General features: G+C 48.4%; 24 protein-coding genes, 1 pseudogene and 1 other annotated feature (1 of these 26 cut by a window edge). Of the genes and pseudogenes, 9 read left to right on the top strand and 16 right to left on the bottom strand.

The genetic code is table 11. From position 1 onward, the window contains the following. Positions 1-43, top strand: a binding site (T-box leader) (it extends 214 nt beyond the left edge of the window). A 47-nt stretch (positions 44-90) separates the two neighbouring features. From asnS to GXM22_RS02055, 6 genes are all read left to right on the top strand, one after another. Further along, positions 91-1,479, top strand: a complete 1,389-nt coding sequence (gene asnS / locus GXM22_RS02080; RefSeq protein ID WP_005929728.1) for an asparagine--tRNA ligase — start codon at positions 91-93, stop codon at positions 1,477-1,479. Between the two features lie 168 nt (positions 1,480-1,647). Then, entirely contained in the window at positions 1,648-2,703 is a 1,056-nt protein-coding gene (locus GXM22_RS02075; protein WP_005929731.1) for an A/G-specific adenine glycosylase, read from the top strand. 127 nt (positions 2,704-2,830) lie between these two features. Then, entirely contained in the window at positions 2,831-3,037 is a 207-nt protein-coding gene (locus GXM22_RS02070) for a hypothetical protein (RefSeq protein WP_005929737.1), read from the top strand. A gap of 168 nt (positions 3,038-3,205) precedes the next feature. Continuing rightward, positions 3,206-4,510, top strand: a complete 1,305-nt coding sequence (locus tag GXM22_RS02065; RefSeq protein ID WP_005929740.1) for a murein hydrolase activator EnvC family protein — start codon at positions 3,206-3,208, stop codon at positions 4,508-4,510. Positions 4,511-4,599: 89 nt separating this feature from the next. Then, on the top strand, positions 4,600-5,286 hold the full coding sequence (locus GXM22_RS02060; RefSeq protein WP_005929742.1) for an anti-sigma factor family protein: 687 nt from the start codon (positions 4,600-4,602) through the stop codon (positions 5,284-5,286). Between the two features lie 4 nt (positions 5,287-5,290). Further along, the gene (locus GXM22_RS02055) at positions 5,291-5,776 is read left to right on the top strand and encodes an RNA polymerase sigma factor (RefSeq protein WP_005929744.1); all 486 of its coding nucleotides are present in this window, start codon (positions 5,291-5,293) and stop codon (positions 5,774-5,776) included. A gap of 282 nt (positions 5,777-6,058) precedes the next feature. Here the strand turns inward: GXM22_RS02055 and GXM22_RS02050 are convergent, their stop codons facing one another. The 7 genes from GXM22_RS02050 to GXM22_RS02010 form a co-directional block, all read right to left on the bottom strand. Continuing rightward, a complete protein-coding gene (locus tag GXM22_RS02050) occupies positions 6,059-7,270 on the bottom strand; it encodes a tyrosine-type recombinase/integrase (protein ID WP_035393358.1) in 1,212 nt (403 codons plus the stop codon). A 147-nt stretch (positions 7,271-7,417) separates the two neighbouring features. Continuing rightward, positions 7,418-8,626: a tyrosine-type recombinase/integrase gene (locus tag GXM22_RS02040; protein WP_007890382.1), complete on the bottom strand. Its 1,209-nt coding sequence runs from the start codon at positions 8,624-8,626 to the stop codon at positions 7,418-7,420. 71 nt (positions 8,627-8,697) lie between these two features. Beyond that, the gene (locus GXM22_RS02035) at positions 8,698-8,928 is read right to left on the bottom strand and encodes a MerR family transcriptional regulator (protein ID WP_002576363.1); all 231 of its coding nucleotides are present in this window, start codon (positions 8,926-8,928) and stop codon (positions 8,698-8,700) included. Then, a complete protein-coding gene (locus GXM22_RS02030) occupies positions 8,921-9,343 on the bottom strand; it encodes a type II toxin-antitoxin system PemK/MazF family toxin (RefSeq protein WP_002576364.1) in 423 nt (140 codons plus the stop codon). The genes GXM22_RS02035 and GXM22_RS02030 overlap by 8 nt, the downstream gene beginning before the upstream one ends. A 561-nt stretch (positions 9,344-9,904) precedes the next feature. Beyond that, on the bottom strand, positions 9,905-10,414 hold the full coding sequence (locus GXM22_RS02020) for a hypothetical protein (protein ID WP_005929767.1): 510 nt from the start codon (positions 10,412-10,414) through the stop codon (positions 9,905-9,907). Then, the gene (locus tag GXM22_RS02015; RefSeq protein ID WP_005929771.1) at positions 10,404-11,507 is read right to left on the bottom strand and encodes an AAA family ATPase; all 1,104 of its coding nucleotides are present in this window, start codon (positions 11,505-11,507) and stop codon (positions 10,404-10,406) included. The genes GXM22_RS02020 and GXM22_RS02015 overlap by 11 nt, the downstream gene beginning before the upstream one ends. 159 nt (positions 11,508-11,666) lie before the next feature. Further along, positions 11,667-12,818 (bottom strand): AAA family ATPase, encoded by a 1,152-nt coding sequence (locus GXM22_RS02010; RefSeq protein ID WP_005929775.1) that lies wholly within the window; start codon positions 12,816-12,818, stop codon positions 11,667-11,669. Between the two features lie 139 nt (positions 12,819-12,957). Between GXM22_RS02010 and GXM22_RS15435 the strand changes: the two genes are divergently transcribed. Continuing rightward, entirely contained in the window at positions 12,958-13,446 is a 489-nt protein-coding gene (locus tag GXM22_RS15435) for a hypothetical protein (RefSeq protein ID WP_007890379.1), read from the top strand. On the opposite strand, the gene GXM22_RS02000 is transcribed toward GXM22_RS15435, so the two are convergent. The 4 genes from GXM22_RS02000 to GXM22_RS01980 all read right to left on the bottom strand — a co-directional run bounded on the left by GXM22_RS02000 (position 13,424) and on the right by GXM22_RS01980 (position 16,495). Beyond that, positions 13,424-13,714, bottom strand: coding sequence for a helix-turn-helix domain-containing protein (locus GXM22_RS02000; RefSeq protein WP_005929781.1), 291 nt, complete (start codon positions 13,712-13,714; stop codon positions 13,424-13,426). The two genes, GXM22_RS15435 and GXM22_RS02000, sit on opposite strands and share 23 nt — an antisense overlap. A gap of 475 nt (positions 13,715-14,189) precedes the next feature. Further along, positions 14,190-14,921: an ImmA/IrrE family metallo-endopeptidase gene (locus tag GXM22_RS01990; RefSeq protein WP_005929788.1), complete on the bottom strand. Its 732-nt coding sequence runs from the start codon at positions 14,919-14,921 to the stop codon at positions 14,190-14,192. Continuing rightward, on the bottom strand, positions 14,918-15,178 hold the full coding sequence (locus tag GXM22_RS01985) for a hypothetical protein (protein ID WP_002576370.1): 261 nt from the start codon (positions 15,176-15,178) through the stop codon (positions 14,918-14,920). The genes GXM22_RS01990 and GXM22_RS01985 overlap by 4 nt, the downstream gene beginning before the upstream one ends. 81 nt (positions 15,179-15,259) lie before the next feature. Continuing rightward, positions 15,260-16,495 carry a DNA polymerase Y family protein gene (locus tag GXM22_RS01980; protein ID WP_005929791.1) on the bottom strand — a complete coding sequence of 412 codons (1,236 nt, stop codon included), beginning with the start codon at positions 16,493-16,495 and terminating at the stop codon, positions 15,260-15,262. Between the two features lie 201 nt (positions 16,496-16,696). On the opposite strand from GXM22_RS01980, the gene GXM22_RS01975 reads away from it, so the two are divergent. Together GXM22_RS01975 and GXM22_RS01970 are read left to right on the top strand one after the other, a co-directional pair. Beyond that, the gene (locus GXM22_RS01975; protein ID WP_002576372.1) at positions 16,697-17,113 is read left to right on the top strand and encodes a helix-turn-helix domain-containing protein; all 417 of its coding nucleotides are present in this window, start codon (positions 16,697-16,699) and stop codon (positions 17,111-17,113) included. A 45-nt stretch (positions 17,114-17,158) separates the two neighbouring features. After that, positions 17,159-17,671, top strand: coding sequence for an ImmA/IrrE family metallo-endopeptidase (locus tag GXM22_RS01970; protein WP_005929797.1), 513 nt, complete (start codon positions 17,159-17,161; stop codon positions 17,669-17,671). Positions 17,672-17,826: 155 nt separating this feature from the next. On the opposite strand, the gene bsh is transcribed toward GXM22_RS01970, so the two are convergent. The 5 genes and pseudogenes from bsh to GXM22_RS01945 form a co-directional block, all read right to left on the bottom strand. Then, the gene (bsh, locus tag GXM22_RS01965; protein WP_007890377.1) at positions 17,827-18,816 is read right to left on the bottom strand and encodes a choloylglycine hydrolase; all 990 of its coding nucleotides are present in this window, start codon (positions 18,814-18,816) and stop codon (positions 17,827-17,829) included. A 21-nt stretch (positions 18,817-18,837) separates the two neighbouring features. Further along, positions 18,838-19,020 (bottom strand): annotated as a pseudogene (locus GXM22_RS15385) (hypothetical protein); the annotation flags it as partial. A gap of 154 nt (positions 19,021-19,174) precedes the next feature. Further along, positions 19,175-19,492: a transposase gene (locus GXM22_RS01955; RefSeq protein ID WP_005929809.1), complete on the bottom strand. Its 318-nt coding sequence runs from the start codon at positions 19,490-19,492 to the stop codon at positions 19,175-19,177. Between the two features lie 243 nt (positions 19,493-19,735). Further along, positions 19,736-20,608: a DegV family protein gene (locus tag GXM22_RS01950; RefSeq protein WP_005929812.1), complete on the bottom strand. Its 873-nt coding sequence runs from the start codon at positions 20,606-20,608 to the stop codon at positions 19,736-19,738. Positions 20,609-20,688: 80 nt separating this feature from the next. Next, positions 20,689-21,885, bottom strand: a complete 1,197-nt coding sequence (locus GXM22_RS01945; protein ID WP_005929815.1) for an AI-2E family transporter — start codon at positions 21,883-21,885, stop codon at positions 20,689-20,691. Position 21,886 lies beyond the last annotated feature (1 nt).

Here is a 21,886-nt window from a genome sequence, read left to right as displayed (position 1 = left end):
GGTGGCACCGCGGACATTACAAGACAGCTTGTTCGCCCTGAAAATTCAGGGCAAAGCTGTCTTTTTATTTTTATATCGGAGGAAAAAAAGATGGAACGTACTGAGATCGTCTCGCTGTACAAGAACACTCCCGCCGACGGCACGGTGGTCACCGTGTGCGGCTGGGCCAAGAACATCCGTGATTCCAAGAACATCGGCTTCATCGCCCTGTCGGACGGCGGCTGCTTCAAGACCCTGCAGGTCGTGCTGGAGGCAGGCAAGCTGGCAAACTACGAGGAGGTCATCCACACCGGCCTGTACAGCAGCCTGCGCATCGTGGGCCGCATCGTCCTGACCCCGCAGGCAAAGCAGCCCTTTGAGCTGAACGCCGACAGCGTGGAGATCCTGGGCGACTGCCCCGCAGACGAGTACCCCCTGCAGAAAAAGAAGATGAGCATGGAGTATCTGCGCACCATGCCCACCCTGCGCCCCCGCACCAACACTTTCAACGCCGCATTCCGCGTGCGCAGCGTGGCTGCCTACGCCATCCACAAGTTCTTCCAGGAGAATGGCTTCATCTACTCCCACTCTCCCCTGCTGACCGCTTCCGACTGCGAAGGTGCCGGTGAGATGTTCCAGGTCACCACGCTGGACCTGCAGAACGTGCCCAAGAACGAGGACGGCACCGTGGATTACAGCCAGGACTTCTTTGAGAAGCCCGTCAACCTGACCGTTTCCGGCCAGCTGGAGGCTGAGGCCATGGCCATGGCCTTTGGCAAGGTGTACACCTTCGGCCCCACCTTCCGTGCGGAGAAGAGCTTTACCACCCGCCACGCCGCCGAGTTCTGGATGATCGAGCCCGAGATGGCCTTCTGCGACCTGAAGGGCTACATGGACACCGCCGAGGCCATGACCAAGTTCGTCATCTGCTACGTGCTGGACAACTGCCCCGATGAGATGGCCTTCTTCAACCAGTTCATCGACAAGGGCCTGATCGAGCGCCTGGAGCTGGTGGCAAACAGCGAGTTCGGCCGCATCACCTACACTGAGGCCATTGAGATCCTGAAGAAGAACAACAAGAAGTTCCAGTTCCCTGTGGAGTGGGGCGTGGATATCCAGACCGAGCACGAGCGCTACCTGACCGAGGTCGTGTTCAAGAAGCCCGTCTTTGTCACCGATTACCCCAAGGAGATCAAGAGCTTCTACATGAAGATGAACGCGGACGGCAAGACCGTGGCCGCAGCTGATATGCTGGTGCCCGGCATCGGCGAGCTGATCGGCGGCAGCCAGCGCGAGGAGAACTACGACAAGCTGGTAGCCCGCATGGACGAGCTGGGCATGGACAAGACCAACTACGAGTGGTACCTGAACCTGCGCAAGTTCGGCGGCGTGGAGCACGCCGGTTACGGCCTGGGCTTCGAGCGGATGATCATGTACCTCACGGGCATCCAGAACATCCGTGACGTGCTGCCCTTCCCCCGCACCGCTTACGGTTTCTAAGGATTAAATTCAACCCTCTCAGTCAAAGCCTGTCGGCTTTGCCAGCTCCCCCGAAGGGGGAGCCTATTGCGGCTCTTGGATAAAGGCAGCATAGCCTCTCCCCTCGGGAAAGGTGGCATTGCGGAGCAATGACGGAGAGGGTTGTTTTCAACAAGGAGATAAATACAAGTGGAAAATATCGCTCCTGCCCTGTTGGACTGGTTCTACGCCAACCGCCGCATCCTCCCCTTCCGGGAGGACCCCACGCCCTACCATGTCTGGCTGAGCGAGATCATGCTGCAGCAGACCCGGGTCTCGGCGGCGCTGCCCTACTACGAGCGCTTCCTTGCCGCCCTGCCGGATATCCCCGCGCTGGCCGGATGTGAGGAGGAAAAGCTGCACAAGCTGTGGGAGGGGCTGGGTTATTACAGCCGGGTGCGCAATCTGCAGAAGGCAGCGAAGATCGTCTGCGCCCAGTACGGCGGGCAGCTGCCTGCTGATTACAACGCCCTGCTGGCCCTGCCCGGCATCGGGGAGTACACGGCGGGGGCCATTGCCTCCATCAGCTTCGGTCTCCCGGTTCCCGCCGTGGACGGCAACGTTCTGCGGGTGTTTGCCCGGCTCTACAACGACCCCCGGCTGGTCACCGACCCGCAGGTGAAGCGGGAGTTCACGGCACGGGTCATGGAGCACCAGCCGCCCGCAAAAGCCGGAGACTACAATCAGGCCCTGATGGAGCTGGGTGCGCTGGTCTGCCTGCCCAACGGCGCACCTCTGTGTGAGCAGTGCCCGCTGGGCACGCTCTGCCGGGCCCGGGCCGCAGGCACCGCCCTCTCCCTGCCCCAGAAAACGCCCCCCAAGGCCCGGCGCATCACACCGGTCACGGTGGCGCTGGTGCTGAACGAGGGCCGGGTGCTGCTCCAGCAGCGGCCCGCCAAGGGCCTGCTGGCCGGGCTGTGGCAGCCGGTGCTGTGGGAGGATACCACCCTCACCGCCGCAGAGACCGCCGCCCGCCTTGCTGCCCTGGGGCTGGACTGCACAGGGGCACATTTCACGCCCCTGCCTGCGGCCAAGCACATTTTCACCCACATCGAGTGGCACCAGAGCGGCTATTTCCTCACTGTGCCGGAGCAGCCCGCCCCCGCAGGCTGCGTCTGGGCCGGAAAGGAGCAGCTGGAGGCCGCGTACACCCTGCCCGGTGCCTTCAAGGCCTACAAAAAGCTGCTGCTGACCAAATTGCTGTGATTGCCCGGATTGATGAAATTTCTGCATTTCGGATTGTAATTTTTTGCTTTTCCGGGTATAATAGCCTTATCAAAATGAACTCCGGTTCCATGAACCACCGTTCCCCACCAGAAAAGGAGTGTGTCCTATGAAGAAATCCTGTCTGATCGCTGTTATCGCCACGCTGGCCGCTGTGGCCGGTGCGCTGGCCGCCGTGGCTGTCTATCTGCACCGCCGTGAGAAGGAGCTGGACGAGTACGAGCGTCTGCTGTTTGGCGAGGATAAGGCTGAGACCGTTGAGCCTGCCGCAGAGCAGCCCGCAGAAGATCCTTCTGCCGAGGATGCCGCAGAATAAACCAAACACCAAAAAACGCACCCGGCTTGTCCCTGCAAGCTGTGGTGCGCTTTTTTATACGCCGCATTGATTTGAAATCAACCTCTCATTCCCCGCTCCGGCGCGGCCAGCTCCCCTGGCAGGGGAGCCAGGTGCAGAGATGCGGCTTTGTAACAGGAGTACATATCCATGAAACGATTTTTGTTGTGGGTCGTTGGTGTCATTCTGGGCATTGCCGTGCTGCTGGGCGCGGTGATGACCGTGAGCTATTCCTTTACCGGCGAGGGTTCCCGCCCGGCGGCAGACACGCAGTTCGGCGGGCAGGCGCTGGAAGTAAACGGCTCCTGCTGGCAGGTGCCGCTGCTGGGCGGCGTGTTCGATAAGGTGTTCACCAGCCCCGAAACGCTCACCGTGCAGAAACTGGGCGTGCTGTATGACGCACACCCAGCCCTCGCCCTGCCCGATTGGGCCAGCTACACCACCCTGACCATTGAAACCGACATCGGCAGCATCGTATTTGCGGGGTCAGCCTCTCAGTACGAGGACTTTCTCTTCCCTGCCAACGGGAATTACAAGGCAAAGCTGACGGTCTGGCGGCTGCCGCAGGACTATCTTGCCACCCAGTTTGAGGGCGGCTCCACCGGTGCCATCCGCAAGAACCTGGGCGTGGAGCACCCGGCCAAACCCACGGGCTGGTACAGCTACTCCTTCCGGTTCACCCTGCAGGCCAGCGCGGAGGTCGCCCTTTCCACCGAGCGGCTGGAGCAGGGCGGCGTGGCGGCGCTTTCCATCACCGGCCTGACCGGCGAGACCGCTCCCGCTGTGGAGACCGACCTGGGCAGCGTTCAGTGCGTCCGGCTGGGCAGCGGCTGGCGTGCCTACATCCCCGCCGCCTACAACGCTTCGGCGGGCGGGCACACGGTCAACGTTACCGTCAACGGCGAGACCTTTGCCCGGACGCTGACCGTTCTGCCCAAGGATTTCGGTACCGTGGAGGTGGAGCCGGAACCTGCATCCACCGAGGCTGCCAACACCGAGTTCCGGAACAACATCTGGCCCCTGTACGAGCAGCCCGTGCGGGAAAAACTCTGGGCCGGTGCCTTCCTCTGCCCGGCAGAAAACTACATGACGCTGGTGGATTTCGGTCAGGTCAAGGTGACCGGCGGCCAGCAGGGCAGCCGCTCCAACTCCACCCGGCTCTACACCATCCCCGGTGAGCCCTGCCGCGCCCCGGCAGGCGGCGTGGTGGTCTTTGCGGGCGATCTGGCTCTCACCGGCAGCACCGTGGTCCTCGACCACGGCTGCGGCGTGCGCAGTTATCTGTATGGCCTGCAGGAGCTCTCCGTGACCCGCGGGCAGACTGTGGAGCGGGGGCAGGCTGTCGGCGTGTTGGGCGAGGAGCTGACCATGGACTTCAAACTCGGCAGCAAGAGCGTGAACCCCTGGCCCCTGTTCCAGACCAGCGGCGGGTTATTCTGGCAGGAGAAGGGCTGATCCTGCAAAAAATTTGCAGAAACCTGTAACGCTTTCTCCTTTTCTGCGTTATTGGGGTGAAAGGCCATGAAAAAGGAGGGCAAAAGACGATGAAAACGAATTGTGATATCATCCGTGACCTGCTGCCGCTGTATGCGGAGCACATCACCAGTGAGGCCAGCAACGCGCTGGTGGAAGAGCATCTGGCCGAATGTGAAGCCTGCCGCGCCGAGCTGGAACAGATGGAGCAGCCGGTGGCGGTGCGGCCGGAAGCGCAGCCGGATGCGCCCCTGCGCAGGATCAGGGCCGCCCTGCAAAGAAGGAGCATCCGTGCAGCGATTGGCTCTGTGCTGGCAGCCCTGTGCGCTCTGGCAATGATATTCTGGATGGGCACTGCCCGCGTCCCGGCCACCACAGAGCAGGCTCATTTCTGGACATACAACCGCAAAGAGAATGGCGCTGACATCTGCATTCTGGAAGTGCAGGGCGAGGGTGTCTGGCTGGATATGGAGGGCACCTTCAGCTGGGGCAAGCCGCAGATCACTGTGCGGGCCATGCGCTACCGCTTTCCGGGCGTGCATCGGGTACTGACAGCCCTGGTGGATTCTGATCGATCCACTGTATGGGTCATGGTGTCTCGCACCCAGCTGCTGACCGTGGACTGCGCAGACCAGACCCTGTACTACCGCGATGGACAGCTGGTAGACCGCTACATCGTGCAGGAAAACCCGGACGGTACCTTTGACTACGCCTACGGCACCGACCAGGAATACGGCATCGACTATAAGAAGGGCTGAGCCTATGGACATCGACAGCGTTTACCGGCTCTATTTCCGGGATGTGTTTCTGTTCCTGCAGGGCCTGACCCACAACGAAGCGCTGGCCGAGGAGCTGACGCAGGAAACTTTCTTCAAGGCACTGGACGGTCTGAAGGACTACGATGACCGGCAGGATGTACGGGCATGGCTGTTCACGGTGGCCCGCAACGCCTATTATTCCCACTGCCGCCGGACAAAGCGCACTGCCCCGCTGGAAGATGCCGAAACCGCCCCCGCCGACACTCCGGACATTGCCCAGCTGCTGGTGGACCGGGATGCGGCATTCACTGTACATCAGTGCCTGCACACGCTGGACGAGCCTTACAAAGAGGTGTTCAGCCTCCGGGTATTCGGCGAGCTGCCCTTTGAGCGCATCGGGCTGATCTTCGGCCACAACGCCGCATGGGCCCGGGTGACCTACTACCGGGCCAAGACCCAGCTGCAAAAGATGCTTTCCGCTTCCACCTGACATTCCCTATCACAGCAGAACACCCCCGGCCCAAAGGCGCGGGGGTGTTCTTTTTGTGCGCACGAACGTAACAAACAAAAAACGGCTCTGCCGAAGCAGAGCCGTAAAGATACATCTGAAACAAATCAGCGCTTGGAGAACTGGGGTGCACGACGTGCAGCCTTCAGACCGTATTCACCTGACCATGATCCAAAAAGTCCAGTATTCATGCGGGTTTTCGGGCTTCCATCTCTCAGTAAACCCATAGGTAAACCCACGAAATCGCGAAATTTTTGGTGCCGTTTAACGCAGCCCGAATGCAGCATTCACAACGCTGCTTAATTCTTCTGGTTTATTATACTTGACTTTCGCATAGATGTCCATAGTCGTTTTGCTGTTCTCATGGCCTGCCAGATACTGCACCGTCTTAGGATCAACACCTTTGTAAATCAGATTGGTGATATAGGTGTGCCGCAGCATGTGCGGAGTCACCTTGAAGTCCATCGTATACACCAGCTTGGGATTATTCGGCTGATGCTCACCAAGCCTTGGCTTTATTCTATGCTTGATGGACTGTCCATTTACATAAGTGTAATAACAGCGTTCTGCGGTAGAACGGACTGTTATGTACTTCCAGGCCCTCACAAACTGTGTTTCCGTCAAAACAGTTCCCTTCGAATTCGAGATCACATATTCCGATTCTGATTTTTCCCTTGCTTCCTTGAGACAGGCTACCAGGCATTTGGGAATCGGAACATCTCGCTTCGCTGCCGGAGTCTTCAAAAGTGTGTTGACTACCGGTGCACCGCCTTCTACGTGCCATGCACGCCTTACGGAAATGTACGGTGTTTTTTCATCCAGGAATACACAGTCCCATTTCAATCCGAGAATCTCTTCTCTACGCAGTCCCGCGTACAAGCCGATCATCACGAAAACATACGGTGGAAGCTCACGAATGCTATCCAGCAAAATGGCAGTCTGTTCATCCGTCAAAGCTTCGCGCCGTTTCGCAGGCTTTCCGCCTCTTGCACAAATCGTTTTGGATGGATTTTCTTTGATCACCTTGCTCTCTTCTGCCGAATTAAAAATGTTCTTAATCAGCATATTGAGCTGGCCATACATTCCGGAAGAACCTTTTGATAGCGGAACCATCAGCAGCCGCAGGTCATCTGTGGTCACCTCATCCATATACATCTGTCCAATCGGCCCCACGATGTACCGATTCACCATCCGCTCGTATCCCTCCAACGTATTGGTTCTTACCGTTCCAGACCGCATCAGCAGCCATTTTTCGCAGTACTCTTCCACGGTCGGATTCTCTCTGTGGAAAACCACTTCTGCAATTTTCTTCTGGGCATCTTCCACCCGGTCATATAATTCTTCGCGTGTCAGCCCATAAATCGCCACTCTCTTTCCGTCTGCATCTGTAATCCGGGTGCGGTAATACTGTACCCCTTTCATCATCACTGTTCCGTATTCCGGAAGTTCAGCAGGGCGCTTTTTTCCTTTAGCCATGTGTTCTCCTCCTCGTCTATCTTCATACATTGGGTGTTGCTACTCTTATTATCATGGCGTACACCACTTCCTTCAAGGATGTCGAATGTATGTAAAAAGGGCAGGGATTTTTGACCATCCCTGCCCCAAGTTTTTTCTGATTTACTCTTAATCCCACGATGCAAAAGCATCTTCAAGCACTCCTGCGAGCTGCTCTGGGCGATTATATTTCACCTTGGCGTAAATATCCATGGTGATCTTGCTGCTTTCATGACCGGCAAGATACTGAACTGTCTTCGGATCAACCGAAGCATGAATCAGATTCGTAATATAGGTGTGCCGCAGCTGATGTGGAGTCACCTCAAAGTCCAGACTGTAAACCACATTTCCATTGTGTGCTGCCTTTTGTCCCAGAACCGGCTTCACTGTATGCTTTACCCTCTTGCCATCTTCATAGCGATAATAGCAGCGTTCCTTGGTGGTACGGGTTACGATATATTGCCATAATCTCTTGAACTGCGTATAGGACAAAGGGTCTCCATCCCGGTTTGCAACCACATAATCCGATGTTGATGTCTTCTTCGCCTCTCTCAGACATTCCAGAAGATTGTCCGGAAGTGGGACGTTCCGATGCGCTGCCTTTGTTTTCAGCTCTGTCAGAATCACCGGACGATTATGCTCCGTATGCCAGGCTCTCCGAACGGTAAGGTACGGAGCCTCGCAATCAAGATACACCGAATCCCATTGAAGTCCGAGGATTTCTTCTCTCCGCAATCCTGCGTACAGCCCCAGCATCACAAACACATACGGCGGCAAGCCGTAAATGGCATCCAGCAGCTTATCCACCTGCTCATCCGTAAGCGGGAGGCGGTCCTTCTGGGGAATCCCTCCCACATTCTTCTTCAGATAGATGGTCGGATTCTCATCAATGATCTTGCTCTCCATTGCTGCCGTAAAAATACACTTATATATAACGTTCACCGATTTGTACACGGATGCCGACTTTTTTGATGCCGCCAGCAGTGCCAGGCGAATGTCATCTGCTGTTACATCTCCCATATGCATATCGCCCAATGGCTTAATGATGTAGTTCTTCACTTTCGATGTATAGTCAATCAGCGTTGTCATCCTGATCTGTGCCGACTGCATCAGCAGCCATTTCTCGCAATACTCCTCCACTGTAGGTGTACTGCGGCGATACGTCTTGTTCTCAATCTGCTGGATCGCTTCCTGTTCCTTCTGGTACAGTTCCTCTCTCGTTCTTGCATATAAGGAAACCCGCCGTCCCTGCTGATCTGTCACACGGGTTCGATAATACTGCGTTCCCTTCATACTCACCGTACCATAATCGGGAAGCATCATTCTTCTTGCCGCCATATCATTACCTCCAATCCTGTTGTTGCTTTCATTATTGCGGATTCATCGTTCATACTCAACGATGTCGATTTTCACCGCCGAAAGCTTCGAGGTTTGCGATATGTCGCAGCACGTTCCATCGGTTTTGCACGGTGCGTACATTTTGCAATGTACTCCTGAATCCCCACTTCCGTGAAATAAACGCAGCCGTTTTCCACATACTGAACATAGGAGATCAACCCGTCTGTTCTTGCAGCATCCAGTGTTTTTACGCTGATTCCCAATATACTGGCTGCTTCCTTCCTTGTAATCAGTTTATCCATCGCCTTCTTCGCCATCCTTTCGGCATTTGCCCTGTCTTTTTTTCTCTGCCTGTTCCGGAATATAATAACCAAGCTGAATCCTTACAGCTTCGTCAATCCCACGCATCTGCCCCTTACTTACCCGCCCAAGATAGCGAATCACGCATATCTTGTCGCAGGTGTCGAGCTGTTCTGCCAATACCATAGACGGTTTTGCCAGTCCCTTTGCTTTACGGAGAAAGAAATGTGTTGGCTGCTTTCGCTTCTTCTCAATTTTCGATGTCAGCGGAGCAATCGTGATCGTCGGCGCATAATAATTGCCGACATCATTCTGAAGAACCACAACAGGACGAACACCGCCCTGCTTTGATCCGACCGGAACACCGAGATTGGCGAGATATAAATCACCTCGCCGATAAACCCAGTTTTCTTTCATTTGCTGTTGTCTCCAATCTCCATACACTGATATGGATAAAGCCTGCCAGGTATCATGCTGATACAGCACCCAGCAGTGCTTTCTGAAAATATGGTTTCTCTGTACTTTTTCTTATCACCCCAGAGATGTAGGATTTCTCACAGGCGGCAGTGTGCTTCACTGCTCCATTGGAATTTAACCATCCCGCCTTCCTTATGGCCGGACCGCGAATTACGGAAGTATCATTGTCCCTGTCTGGTTTTAACACCGCCGCCGGTTGCAATCCGGCATTTGCTTCTGCGAAACCGCTATCGCCCCGATGGGCTTCATGGCGTGCAGTCGAAGGCTCGACCAAACAGGAATGTACCTGAAGAATGAGTATTCAGTTTTCAAGGAACATCCGGACTTTCGTCCTTACAAAGTAAGTTTAACAAGAATCCTCCGATTTCGCGTTGGCCTCGTAGGCGCACTTTGGTTGTCCTTGCAGGACTACCTACGGTTCGTTTTGACTTTTTCAGTGTTCTATACAGCCAGATTGAGGCAAAAAAATACCCCGTTGGTTTCCCAACGAGGCATCAAAGATTATAATGTTTTAATTTGAGAACTATTATTCTCCACAAAACTAAATGCTTCAGGCGTTTTTGTCATCCACAATCGTGCATAATCCAGCTTATGACGCTCAAGCATAGAACGACAATCTTTTGTTTTCATCTTACAAAAGTCCGTCTTGAAATTTTTAACGCTTCCACTTTTGGTCAGTTCCATCGCAGTTCGCACGTCTGTACACCGAACCAATTCATCCTCCAAATTCAGAACTTGTGGAAGAAAAATGATTTTCAGCTTTCCGCAATACCGGGTGAGAAGTTCCAAGTTCTTTTTAAGGTTTGATGTCTGTGGCACATCAGTATCAAATACCAAAACGACAGTCGTTCCCGCCTGAATAGACAACATCTGTGACTTAGGAATCAAATTCTGCACCACATTGAAGACCTTTATCTTCCCCGGGATCAATCTTTCCGGTGCTTCTTTTAAGGCTGCAATCAGTTGTTGTTCACAGGGGCCTTCTACATAATAGATGCACTTATTGTTCATCTTCCCACCCCATTTCCAACTCGTCCAAAAGGGAATCCTGCGGAAGCGAGGCAAACACATCATTCTCGACCGCACAGCGTAAAGAGTCTGTATTTCGTTTCAGTACATCCGATGCAGAAACAGCAGAAACCTGATATACATCTTCCTCCAGATGCTTACGCAAAAACACATAACTATGTTTCGGCAGGTTCAAATCCAGCATATCTGTATTATGCGTTGTAAAAATCAATTGTTCATCGTCTCCGATACGATCCAGCATAATACCGAAAATCCGTTTTTCAATATCGCTCTGAATATAAGAAAAATGTTCATCACAATAATAGAAACTGCTTTCTTTTGTCGCCATTGCAGCAAGGAACATTGCGACATCTATTCCTTCTGCTGTACCACTGGACAGTATCTCCCGATTCAGCAGTTTACCTTCCTGAATGATGATTTCCGTTCCACCGCGCCGAATAATAAAGGTATCCTTCAAATCTTTTGATAAACTAACGTCCTGCAATGTAGGATCAAGCGTTCCAATAACAGCACGCAGTGTCTTTAACAAAATGCTTTTATTTGCACCTGTAAGTTTCAAAGATTTTTCTATTTCAGGATATGCAAAACGATATCGAACAGCACCTACCAGCTTCTTAAGTGCTGTAGCGGTTCTGGTTGCCTCTATCGTTTGATCTTTCAGCTTCTTTACACATTTTTCATACGAATCCATCGTATCAATGTCTGCGGTCTGATACTGAATGTCAATCTCCTGACTGGATGCATCAATCTGAGCTGACAACCGCTGCAGGCGATAATCACCATTCACAAAATCAATACTGAAGTATCCTTTATCGCCTGCAACCATCTCATACAGCGGTGTTGGATTTCCATCAGTCATATATCCAAAAATACGAAGCAAAGCCTTTCCAAGGCTGGTCTTTCCGGTAGCATTTGCACCCATAAGAATTACAGCCTTCTTATAGCGAAATCGCTCTCTTCCTTTCAGATGTTCCTGATCGATAATCGAATTGACAATCTTTTTGGGATAACTGAAATTGATATGAAAATCATTAAATCCATAGATTTCCTTTAACTCAAGGTCTAAAACGATCATGTCAGAGCCTCCATTTCATTATTTCGCCTTGTACGAACTAATGATATCATATTTAAAGGAGCATTTCAAGGACAATAGTCCACATATCCAAGCAATATTTACATTCATGCAGTATATTGTTCCTCATACTGTTAGTTCTAACTCCATTCTGCTACCTCCTTAATTGATTGAAGCAGCCAGGCTTTTCTTCAAGCGCATATACGCTTCATATGCTGGCGTTGTTCCCTCAAGGAAGCCGCTCTGGTAAGCATCACTCTTTTTAATATCATTACGTTTCAATATATAGCTCAAATTTTCTGCTGTGATGCCATTACGGTTTCTAACGATGCAAATTCCGTCATTTCGGTCATATTCGTCCAGCAGTTCCGGATAATGCGTAGTGAAAATAAGCGTTCCGCCATTTTTGTTCAGTCGGCTGTCCATAAAGAAGCGCACTAAGGTCGTTACAATTTCCTTGTTGAAATGATTCTCTATTTCATCTACCAGAAGATAACCACCTGAATGAAGAACTTCCTTTACCATCGAGAATGTAATAATACCCTTAATCGTACCAGAGGACAGATACTGCTCAAGGTCTGCCGCATTATTCAGGATAATCTCTTTTTCATCCTTAAACTTCAAGTGGATAAATGTTTTTCCCTCTGTCTGTTCAAAACACAATTTCTCAATGGTCGGATCGAGAAATGCAATTACCTCCAATGGAATATCTTCGGTAAATGGAAGCACATTCACATTCGTATAGGAAAGCAGGCTAAATATTTCCACTGTATCATTCGCTTTTTTATTATGCGCAATGATAAAGCTAACATCATCAGAAAGGTATGCTTCATCGTTATTACGCTGCTCTACAGGCTTCATTCCTGTAAAATCTGTCAGATACTTTTTCGACTTAACGGTTGCAATCGGTTTTTCCCAAAGGCTTTCAGACAGAATCGAATACACATATTCCCCTGTTTTCGACTTCTTTGCCGCAATTACAGTTTCCAAGCAGCAGACGTAGCTACGCTTATCATAAAAATATGTGCGGATTGTAGCCTTCTTCGTTCCGCCAAGAATGCTTTTTGCCTCCACATGATTGATGGGCTCATTTTTCACAATATTTAAGGCCAAGCTAATGACCTTTAATACCGAGGTCTTGCCAGATGCGTTAATTCCAATGAAAGCACAGGCAGAGTGGAGATAGTAGTTATCCATCAAACGGTAAAGATTATCTTTGTCCTCTTCGCAAACACGTTGCTGCGTATAAAAGCAAATATCCAAGTCTTTTTTGAATAATTGGAGTCCTTGTGCGGTGATGCGGAGTATTTTCATAGGTAGTCTTCCTCTAAAAACAGTTTTTTCGTTTTTATTTTCTTATAATCTTATTATACGCCGCAATTCATAAAATAACAACGTACTTTCCGTTTTTATTTTCCAAATTGTTTTTGACACTAAAAAGTATCCGTTCAATATGGCAAGCCCTGTGATTGCTGACCCGTTCCACCGCATGAAATACATGGAGTGTCATGGAAGCGGCCTACGCAAAATCGTCAGGGAAACCGAAAAGCCGCCTGGATATACAGCGGCATATAATCCGAAAATTTTCTCAACGGCAACAGATTTCAGAGTCATCTTGAAAAATGTAAATTGCCAACTTAGTCAGAAAAACTTAGTCAATGACCAAGTTAGTGAGCAAGATAAATCGCCGGACATCCCACACACAGTTTTGAATCTTTGTATCCACCTTATTGCCCACGGCAGTGAGGGTGCTCAAATCACTCATGCTTACTCTATCATGGGTACAGCCAATGATAAGTCCTATGACGCAACCCATGATACAACCCATGATAACTTAGAGGATGACACCCATCAAGGTATCCACCAAGTTAGCCACCATGATTCTACGCCGTCAGCAGTTATATTGCGCCTAATGCTTTTTAGATTTTCTTCGCAATCGTAGACAGCTCCGAAATAATGCTCAAAAGATCATTTTTAACTTTCTCTTTGCTTGGCTCGCTGCCCATCAGAAGATAATCCGTGCTGACATGGAGGATGCAGGACAGTTCAATCAGCAAATCAATTGAGCAACTGCGCTCACCGTTCTCCATACGGCTGACATGCTGCTTGCTTGCCAGTCCCAGGCGAACCGCCAGCTCCTCCTGCGTAATGCCACGGGAAGTGCGAACATCGTGAAGTCTCTTACCAAACTCTTTTGCGTCAAAATACATACGTTTCTCCTTCCGCACAGCCGGTACAGAACCGGACCGACGGAAGGTCAAAAAAGGAGCCGCATGACGGTGAAGAAAAAATCCTGTGCCGATAAAACAGAACATGGGCTATCCCATAATTCTGTTTCATGCGGCATTCGGAAGACTTCGCCTGTCAGCGGCTCCACAGCACAGCTATGACTTATAAAATTGTGTTAATAGGGTTATTTATTGTCATCTCAGCCATTCAAAGACGAATAGTAGAGCTGCAATCTCCGTAATCTTCTCATCTCCAAAACATTGAAAACGGTCTCGCGTCCGCAGGCCTTGCATTTGGTCTGCACATGTCCTCTGGTGTCCTCAAAGACGATGATTGAATTGTGTCGGCAATAAGGGCACCTGACAGTCCTGGGCTTTTGCGAAGCGATTGCATCCTTTGCCCGGATGATTTTAATCTGCATTTCCGCAGATGGTTCCGATACTCTGATATTCCTGCTCATGGCCACACCTCCAATGGATCACGATATTCATAATCCTTTTTCCGGTTCAAATAGCCCAGTTGTTCCAAGCGGATAGCAGCTGCCGATCTCGAAACGCCAAAGACACTACAGAAAGTATCTATTTTCACCTGGTCTTTGTCATAAAAATGCCATCCATAACAAGTCAGAGGCTTTCTGCTGTTAATGAACCACATCGCCCGATCCACCTCTGACTGAGGCATCAGAATAGCAGCTCCCAGCGCATTGGCCTGCCATTCGTTCCAATCCTCCTGCGTTCTCAGAACGCGGGAGCCATTTTCTCGCACTTCCGTTCTCTTATGGCAGGCTATCTTTCGGTCATCGGCATCCAGCTGAAACAGTATCTGGTGGGCGCACTCATGTGCCAGCGTAAACCTGCGTTTTCCGCAGAGTTTCCGAATATTCTCCGGTTCAATGAAGCTCTTATCCAGAACCACATCATTGGTTTTCAGGAAGATGCTCCTCTGACTTCCATCAACCTCTATCTGATATTCTGTATCCACATACGCGGTCAGACCATAGATGCTTCCGTCCGAGGACAACTTTTGAAATGACACCTTCAGGTTCAGATAATCGGATGCAAACTGGTCAATGGGTGTCGGAAGCGCGAATCTCGTCGGATCATCTGCTTCGCTGCCGAAAAAGGACTTTTGAAAATCTCTTATCACTGCAACAGCGATTTCCTCTATGTTTTTCTGCGAAAGGATCATAGGCACTGCTCCTTTGCTTCAACGAACCATTTTTCATCTTCGTTGTACAGGAAGCTCTCATGCCCACCGATCATGACCGTATAGCGGATTCCGCAGCCTCCTACCTTCGTGGAAGCAGCCCGACACTTATGCTTCAATCGGTCGATCTCATACACCCGTCCGTCAATCCACCGAATCAGACGCGGACGGATATTTCCCTCTGCATCCACATCTAAATTCACAGGTACATATACTTTTCTACATTTCTGTTCCGACATATTCTACGCTCCTTCTCTGTAAACCGGCGAATGTGTTGACTTCTTTTAGCAAAGAACTCACCAGATTCTGCCGGTGCTGTATTAACCAATCATTCCTGTCGGCATAACCAAATCCACTTTTCGCTCTGTCGGCATCTTGCTTTTCTGAAAAAGTACCCCATTTTTAATCGCATCTTTCCCGAATCGGAATCGAATCTGCTCAATCGCTGCGTCCAAGCGTTCCTGGCGATCCAGTGATTTCACATCAGTGAATAGGTCGTATTGTATCGGACAATCCTCTTCAAACAGGTTGATTGCCCGAACCGTCACTGAACGAATCGGATGCTCCCACTGATAGTTCTTTGCAAACAGAGCAAATGCAGTTTTCGCCAGATAGGTAGGGCTTTGTGTCGGAATACCAATCCGGCACTGCCACTCTTTCGTGTAAAGCTCGTTGTTGCGGATGGAAATCGCTATTCCGCCAGCTTTCTTTTTATGTGCTCGCAGCTTGGTTCCGATCTCCTGCACCAGTTCCAGCATGACACACCAGACTTCGGCGTTATTCTCCAAATCCTGCATGGTCGTTATCCCGTGCCCAATGCTCTTTACTGGGGAGACATAATCGGAACGCATAACCGGTGAATCATCCAGTCCATTGGCATATTTCTTAATCACCAGTCCATTCTTCCCAAGGCGGCATTTCAGGAAATCATCCGATGTTGCAGCGAGTTCTCCAATGGTATGAATCCCATAACTGGATAGAACCTTCTCGGTCGCTCTGCCGACTCCAAGCAAGTCAGAGGCAGGATGACACCAAATCTTCTCCCGGAATGAATCTGCTTCGATGCAGGTAATCGCATCCGGCTTTTTCATATCCGACCCAAGCTTGGCAAAAATCTTATTGAAGCTCACTCCTGCGGAAATCGTAAGTCCCAGTTCAAACTTAACCGTTCTACGAATCTCATCTGCGATTTCAAATCCGGTTCCCATACAGCCGCTTCCGGTCACATCCAGCCAGCATTCGTCCATCCCATACGGCTCGATCTGATCGGTATAGCGACCGTATATTTCACGAGCCAGCTTTGAAAACTTCATATATTGCTCATAGTGCGGCTCCACGATCACAAGATCCTGGCACTTCTGCTTTGCTTGCCAGATTGCCTCTCCCGTGGAAACGCCAAACGCCTTTGCTGCATAGTTCTTCGCAAGTACAATACCATGCCGTTCCTCCACAGAACCACACACTGCCACCGGCTTGTTCTTCAGTTCCGGATTCAGCATACACTCGACAGAGGCATAGAAATTATTCATATCACAGTGAAGGATCACTCTTTGCATCTCGTATTCCTCCTCTCCGTTCGCGAAAGCACGAACAACTTTTCACGAACGCATTGACACACAGCATTTCTTGTGATACTATAATTACACGAATTATATTTCGTGTTTTCATCGTCATTATAGCAAGCACAGTTTTTCGTGTCAATAGATTTTTATGAAAAAGTGTTCGTGTTCGTAATCAAAAAAGAAAGAGGTATTCCTATGGTCTTCAAAGAAAGGTTGAAAGAAAAAAGAACAGAAGCCAATTTAACTCAGGTAGAACTTGCAGAGAAGGCCGGTGTAACCGCCCGCACAATTCAGAATTATGAGCTTGGCAGCCGTAAACCATCCAATATGGTTACGATCCAGAAGATCGCGGATGCGCTGAATACTACTACTGAGTATCTGCTGGGAAGCAGCGGCACCTATGTTGTAGAAGCCCATGAAAAAGGCGGCGCAAAAGCAGCGAAAGATATTGAAGAACTGGTCAGTGAAGTGACCGGTATGTTCGCTGGCGGCGAATTAAGCGAAGATGCCATCGAAGGAGCTTATAAAGCTCTGACCGATGCCTACTGGATTGCCAAAGAGAACAATAAAAAATACGCCCCGAAAACGAGGCGTAAAAAATCCGATCAGTGATATTTATCGTACACACTTTTCGCTATACTGTAAACTGGAGGTGGTATGATGAATGCGGAACAGCTTTCACTGGTCGGTGAGAAACTGGTAAAACGCTGCGGTTCCAGAGACCCTTTTGAAATTGCAAGGCAGCTTGGTATCAATGTCATGCTTTGCGAAAATTTTGGTTCCCTGAAGGGAATGTACCGGGTGATTAAGCGGAATCGCTTTATTTTCCTGAATAACAGTCTGGATGAAAATATGCTGCGCATCGTGTGCGCACATGAATTAGGGCATGACCAGCTTCACCGGAATATGGCGAAAACCACCCCGATTCATGAGTTCATGCTCTACGACATGAAATCCAAACCGGAATATGAAGCCAACATCGTAGCGGCAGAGATCCTGATGGACAGCGATGAAGTTCTTCGCTACATCTATGAGTATGGATACACAGCCGAGCAGATCGCCAGTGCGATGTCCACCGACATCAATCTGGTTGCGCTGAAGGTAGCGCACCTGGCTACACTTGGCTATAATCTGCACGCGCTGGAACACAAGAGCAACTTTTTGAAATAACGTACCTTTGAGGAGTCTGGACTGGCTCCTCTTTTTTGTTGCACAAATTGTGCAGGCGGTGCTTGCACAATTATCAACCTAACATCTGCATTCCATACAATCTCGATATTGTCCTCCTGTTGTTCTGCGTTATGCTTTCTCCGTGCATTTTCGTATTATTTATTCTGCCATCTGACTTCGCCCTTGGACAGAAGCGGATAACAGATCAGCTGATCTGAATCCAGATTTTCCGCATGCATGTCAACCGCTGTGATCTGATGATTATCATAAGTCGTATAATAGTAAATACCTTTTGCTGTATTACAACAGGACGTGTATATCGTGATCTCATATTTGCCTTCTGTCACCTCACAGCATCCACGCTGCTGATCTACGGATCCTAAGATATGGAAGAACTGACTTACACTCTCATCCTCTTCTTCACCGGAGATCGAATTTAATTTTGTAAAGGCAACTTTCACAAATCTTGACTGGCTGGAAAGATCTCCAGGTATTCCCATTCCACCCATTCCTCTGCTATATGCATCAAGCTGTAATACTCCTGCAAAAGTACTCTCCGGCTGTTTTCTGGATACTCCGGCATAATTATTCAGTGCAAACATCTGACTCGGGAATGGTGGATTATTGGTAAGCACTCCTACCGGATTATCATATACATGCAGCCCATCTTTCATAGACTCAACAACGATACAGGAGTCTTTGTCTGCAATGATCCAGTGAAGCTGTGCTGTCGGCAGCTGTTCACTGAATGCTGTACCTGTCAGTCTCATTGCTGCCAGCTTCTCTCTCGCGTCTGCTACAGTAGCACACTGTGTAAGGGTCCATGGGATGAACTCGAACTGTGCCACCTGGCTGACTTCTGTTTCATCTTCCGGCAAAGCCTCTTCATATGCCGCATTGCCGACAAAATTAAGACCTGCCATTCCAAGGCCTTTTTCATTAACAGCATCATAATAAAGCGGATAACCTTCTGCAACAAATGCCATTCCGATCAAAGCATAATGGCTTTTTATCTTCCCGGCAAACCGGAAATCAAATTCGTAATTTCTTGGCGTTATCGTGATCTGTTCCCCATAGGAAAATTCATAATCAAGCGTTCTGCCCATATAAAAATCTTTTGTTTTGTAAGTTGCTGCTGTACACATATCGAACACCTCTTCTTTCTGCTATAATAATCCTGCAAACAATCGCATAAACAACTGTTCGAGCCGTAAATATGCACTCCGTCCTGTGCGGTACTTTTCGGTCACTTCCCTGCATTCATTCATGGTTGCTCCCAGATCATCTCTTATATCCAAAACTGTCTGATTATCCGCCATAAAACAACCATTTTCAAAGTGGTGATAAAGCAATGCCATTCAGTTAAGCATCATTTTAGTGGTTTTCTGTCATAGAAAGCCACTGTTTTTATACCTAAAAACTTTAAAAATATTACAAAAAACAGTTGACAAGTAAGCCAATCCGGAGTGATATCCATAAAATCAGATATTTCTTTTGCCATTTTTACAACACATTCATGAAAAGATCAACATCATGCTCTGTTTCGTAAGAAAGAACTCTTGCTCTAAACCTGCTGAGGGTTCTGTCACTAATTGGCTGCTCTTCAAAACTGGTTGTGTGCAGTGCATACTGATAGCGGATATCAAATGCCATAGCTTCAACGATCTCATCGTCAGTAACATTAAGAGCTTCTTTAAGAATCAGTGCCCCAACAATCACATTGACCGGAGTATTAGGTCTGGATGCTTTTTTACTGTAAAGAACAGAAAAAATATTTTCATCAATAGCAGGAAAAACTTTGTCTGCAAAATTTTTGCCCATGATTTTTCTAACATTCGTTTTTCGCGTTCTGTAAGATTAAAAGTACTGTCTAAAACAGTAAGCTGTTGATTATCATTTTTAACAAAAGACATATAGATCACCTCATAAAATGCTACCTACATTTTACCAAAGAATCCAATGTTTTTACATATCGTGTTAAGTTTTCAAGGTACAAATTTATATCAAAGGCTATAAACCTTTTGACACCCTAATCTTTTATTTTATCTTCTCCGGAGCAGTTTTTTACACTGGCTTACAGGTGCATCCGATTCCCAGTCCATCCGGACCGATATGACAGGACAAACCGAAGGAAAGTTTATCACACATGACTTCCATTCCCGGGAAACTTTCTTTAATCTGGTTTACCCATTCTTCTGTCACTTCATCGGTACTGCTGGACGCCGCCATCAGGTACACTTTACCAGCAGCATATTCTTCTCGGAAATTCGTTTCCAGCTCATGCTTCATTGCATCGATCATAACTTTACGTGATTTCTTCATACCACGGCATTTCTGGTAGATATCAAGCTTTCCTGTGCTGAAATGCATAACAGGTTTGATACTCAGGACATCTGCTGCCAAAGCTGTCACAGAGCTGACTCTTCCTCCTTTTTTGAGATATTTCAGTGTGCTGAGCCCGATATAAATTGTCATTTTTTCTCTGGTTTCTTCAAGAATTTTCTTGATTTCGACTACACTGTATCCTTCTTTTGCCATTTCTACTGCATCAAGAACAGAACGATGCATCGGGGTTGCCACACGACCGTTATCTACGACAAACACCTTACCGGCAAATTCATCTTCATTTGCCATGGCTTCTGCTGTCATACAGGACCCGCTTAAAGCACTGCTAAGAGGAATATAAACAATCTCCTCATATTCTTTCAGCATCTCTTTCCACATATCCATAACTTCTGTTGGTGACGGCTGAGATGTAGATACATCTACGCCCTTTCGAAGCATATCATAAAATTCATCTCTGGAAAGATCTACTCCTTCACGATACACTTTCTCTCCGATATAAAAAGGCATCGGTAGTACCTTAATTCCGAGTCTCTGCGCTTCTTCACTCAAAATTCCACTGTGGCTGTCTGTCATGATTCCTATTTTCTTCATAATATCTTCTTCCTTCGTAATCTATTTTTATAACGTCTTAATAATCGGCATTACACTTCATTTATATTTGTATCACATCATTATTTTTCATTCGGCACAATAAAGGATGACGCAATTTCCTCCTCCGCATACTCTTCCACATCCGTTCTCGTTACTCGTTTTATATGTTGTTTTTTTAGGCGCAGATATACGAACTCCCGGAATATAGTATAAAATACCGATACAAGTGGAATGAAAATCAGCATACCTATAATTCCCATAAGATTTCCGCCGATTGTAACTGCCGCCAGTACCCAAATTGATGGAAGTCCTACTGATCCGCCAACCACATGAGGATAGATCAGATTACCTTCTATCTGCTGCAAAAGCAGAAAAACTATAATAAATAAAACTGCCTGTTTTGGATTTACCATAAAGATCAGAAAACTTCCCACGGCACAGCCAATAAAGGCTCCAAAGATAGGAACCAATGCGGTAAACGCGATCAAAATTCCAATTAAAAGTGCATATGGCATTTTTAAAATACTTAGCGTGATAACAAACATCATTCCGAGAATTACTGCTTCCAGACACTGCCCTGCAAGAAAATTTGCAAATGTCCGATATGTCAGCGAACATATGTTAAGAATTGCATCTGCTTTTTGTTTTGGAATAAAAGCGAAAATCACTTTTCTTACCTGTAAATGTAATTTTTCCTTCTGAAAAAGAATATAGCATGCAAAGGAAAACGAAATAAAAAAGGTCGCTAATCCACTGGCAATGGAACCTACTGCTGACATCGTCGTATTCATCATATTTCCGACTCCGTTTCCAAGAAGACTTATTCCCCATTTAATTGCCTGATCAGGCTGAAACTGCAGCTGATCTACCAATTTCATAATATCCTGATTATCATGTGAAAATTCTCGAATCCAGTTTTGCATCTGTGGAATAAAATCTGAAATACTCGTCATCAGATTTCCCATGGTCTGTGTAAGCTGTGGAATCACACCAAACATTACCAATATAATGACACCTGCTACCAATATAATTGTAAGAAGCAGGCTTATCGGTCTCGCAGCTTTTTTTCCTATTTTATTATTTTCTTTTATCTTTCCGAGCATTTTCTTTTCTAGGAAACTCATTGGTACATTAATCACAAAGGCAATTGCACCACCAAGCGCAAAAGGAAACACAATTTTCCATATTGACTTCAGCACTTCAATCACCACATCGAATTTCCACAAAGCAACTACAAGAAATGCCGTAAACACAATCAGTTCTCGAATTTTTTTCATA

Origin of the sequence: Faecalibacterium duncaniae (genome assembly GCF_010509575.1) — a bacterium.
Classification (GTDB): Bacteria; Bacillota; Clostridia; order Oscillospirales; family Ruminococcaceae; genus Faecalibacterium; species Faecalibacterium duncaniae.
This window is presented reverse-complemented; position numbering and strand designations above follow the sequence as displayed.

Excerpts from the sequence above, each read along its gene's own strand:
- GXM22_RS02000 (WP_005929781.1), bottom strand. The coding sequence starts at position 13,714 with ATGTATTTTGACGCAAAAGAGTTTGGTAAGAGACTTCACGATGTTCGC.
- GXM22_RS01945 (WP_005929815.1), bottom strand. The coding sequence starts at position 21,885 with ATGAAAAAAATTCGAGAACTGATTGTGTTTACGGCATTTCTTGTAGTT.
- GXM22_RS15435 (WP_007890379.1), top strand. The coding sequence starts at position 12,958 with ATGGCAAGCCCTGTGATTGCTGACCCGTTCCACCGCATGAAATACATG.
- GXM22_RS02030 (WP_002576364.1), bottom strand. The coding sequence starts at position 9,343 with ATGAAAGAAAACTGGGTTTATCGGCGAGGTGATTTATATCTCGCCAAT.
- GXM22_RS02020 (WP_005929767.1), bottom strand. The coding sequence starts at position 10,414 with ATGAACAATAAGTGCATCTATTATGTAGAAGGCCCCTGTGAACAACAA.
- GXM22_RS02040 (WP_007890382.1), bottom strand. The coding sequence starts at position 8,626 with ATGGCGGCAAGAAGAATGATGCTTCCCGATTATGGTACGGTGAGTATG.
- GXM22_RS02055 (WP_005929744.1), top strand. The coding sequence starts at position 5,291 with ATGGACATCGACAGCGTTTACCGGCTCTATTTCCGGGATGTGTTTCTG.
- GXM22_RS01985 (WP_002576370.1), bottom strand. The coding sequence starts at position 15,178 with ATGTCGGAACAGAAATGTAGAAAAGTATATGTACCTGTGAATTTAGAT.
- GXM22_RS02065 (WP_005929740.1), top strand. The coding sequence starts at position 3,206 with ATGAAACGATTTTTGTTGTGGGTCGTTGGTGTCATTCTGGGCATTGCC.
- bsh (WP_007890377.1), bottom strand. The coding sequence starts at position 18,816 with ATGTGTACAGCAGCAACTTACAAAACAAAAGATTTTTATATGGGCAGA.
- GXM22_RS02015 (WP_005929771.1), bottom strand. The coding sequence starts at position 11,507 with ATGATCGTTTTAGACCTTGAGTTAAAGGAAATCTATGGATTTAATGAT.
- GXM22_RS01970 (WP_005929797.1), top strand. The coding sequence starts at position 17,159 with ATGATGAATGCGGAACAGCTTTCACTGGTCGGTGAGAAACTGGTAAAA.
- GXM22_RS02035 (WP_002576363.1), bottom strand. The coding sequence starts at position 8,928 with ATGGATAAACTGATTACAAGGAAGGAAGCAGCCAGTATATTGGGAATC.
- GXM22_RS01950 (WP_005929812.1), bottom strand. The coding sequence starts at position 20,608 with ATGAAGAAAATAGGAATCATGACAGACAGCCACAGTGGAATTTTGAGT.
- GXM22_RS02010 (WP_005929775.1), bottom strand. The coding sequence starts at position 12,818 with ATGAAAATACTCCGCATCACCGCACAAGGACTCCAATTATTCAAAAAA.
- GXM22_RS02070 (WP_005929737.1), top strand. The coding sequence starts at position 2,831 with ATGAAGAAATCCTGTCTGATCGCTGTTATCGCCACGCTGGCCGCTGTG.
- GXM22_RS02060 (WP_005929742.1), top strand. The coding sequence starts at position 4,600 with ATGAAAACGAATTGTGATATCATCCGTGACCTGCTGCCGCTGTATGCG.
- GXM22_RS02050 (WP_035393358.1), bottom strand. The coding sequence starts at position 7,270 with ATGGCTAAAGGAAAAAAGCGCCCTGCTGAACTTCCGGAATACGGAACA.
- GXM22_RS01955 (WP_005929809.1), bottom strand. The coding sequence starts at position 19,492 with ATGGGCAAAAATTTTGCAGACAAAGTTTTTCCTGCTATTGATGAAAAT.
- GXM22_RS01980 (WP_005929791.1), bottom strand. The coding sequence starts at position 16,495 with ATGCAAAGAGTGATCCTTCACTGTGATATGAATAATTTCTATGCCTCT.
- GXM22_RS01990 (WP_005929788.1), bottom strand. The coding sequence starts at position 14,921 with ATGATCCTTTCGCAGAAAAACATAGAGGAAATCGCTGTTGCAGTGATA.
- GXM22_RS01975 (WP_002576372.1), top strand. The coding sequence starts at position 16,697 with ATGGTCTTCAAAGAAAGGTTGAAAGAAAAAAGAACAGAAGCCAATTTA.
- asnS (WP_005929728.1), top strand. The coding sequence starts at position 91 with ATGGAACGTACTGAGATCGTCTCGCTGTACAAGAACACTCCCGCCGAC.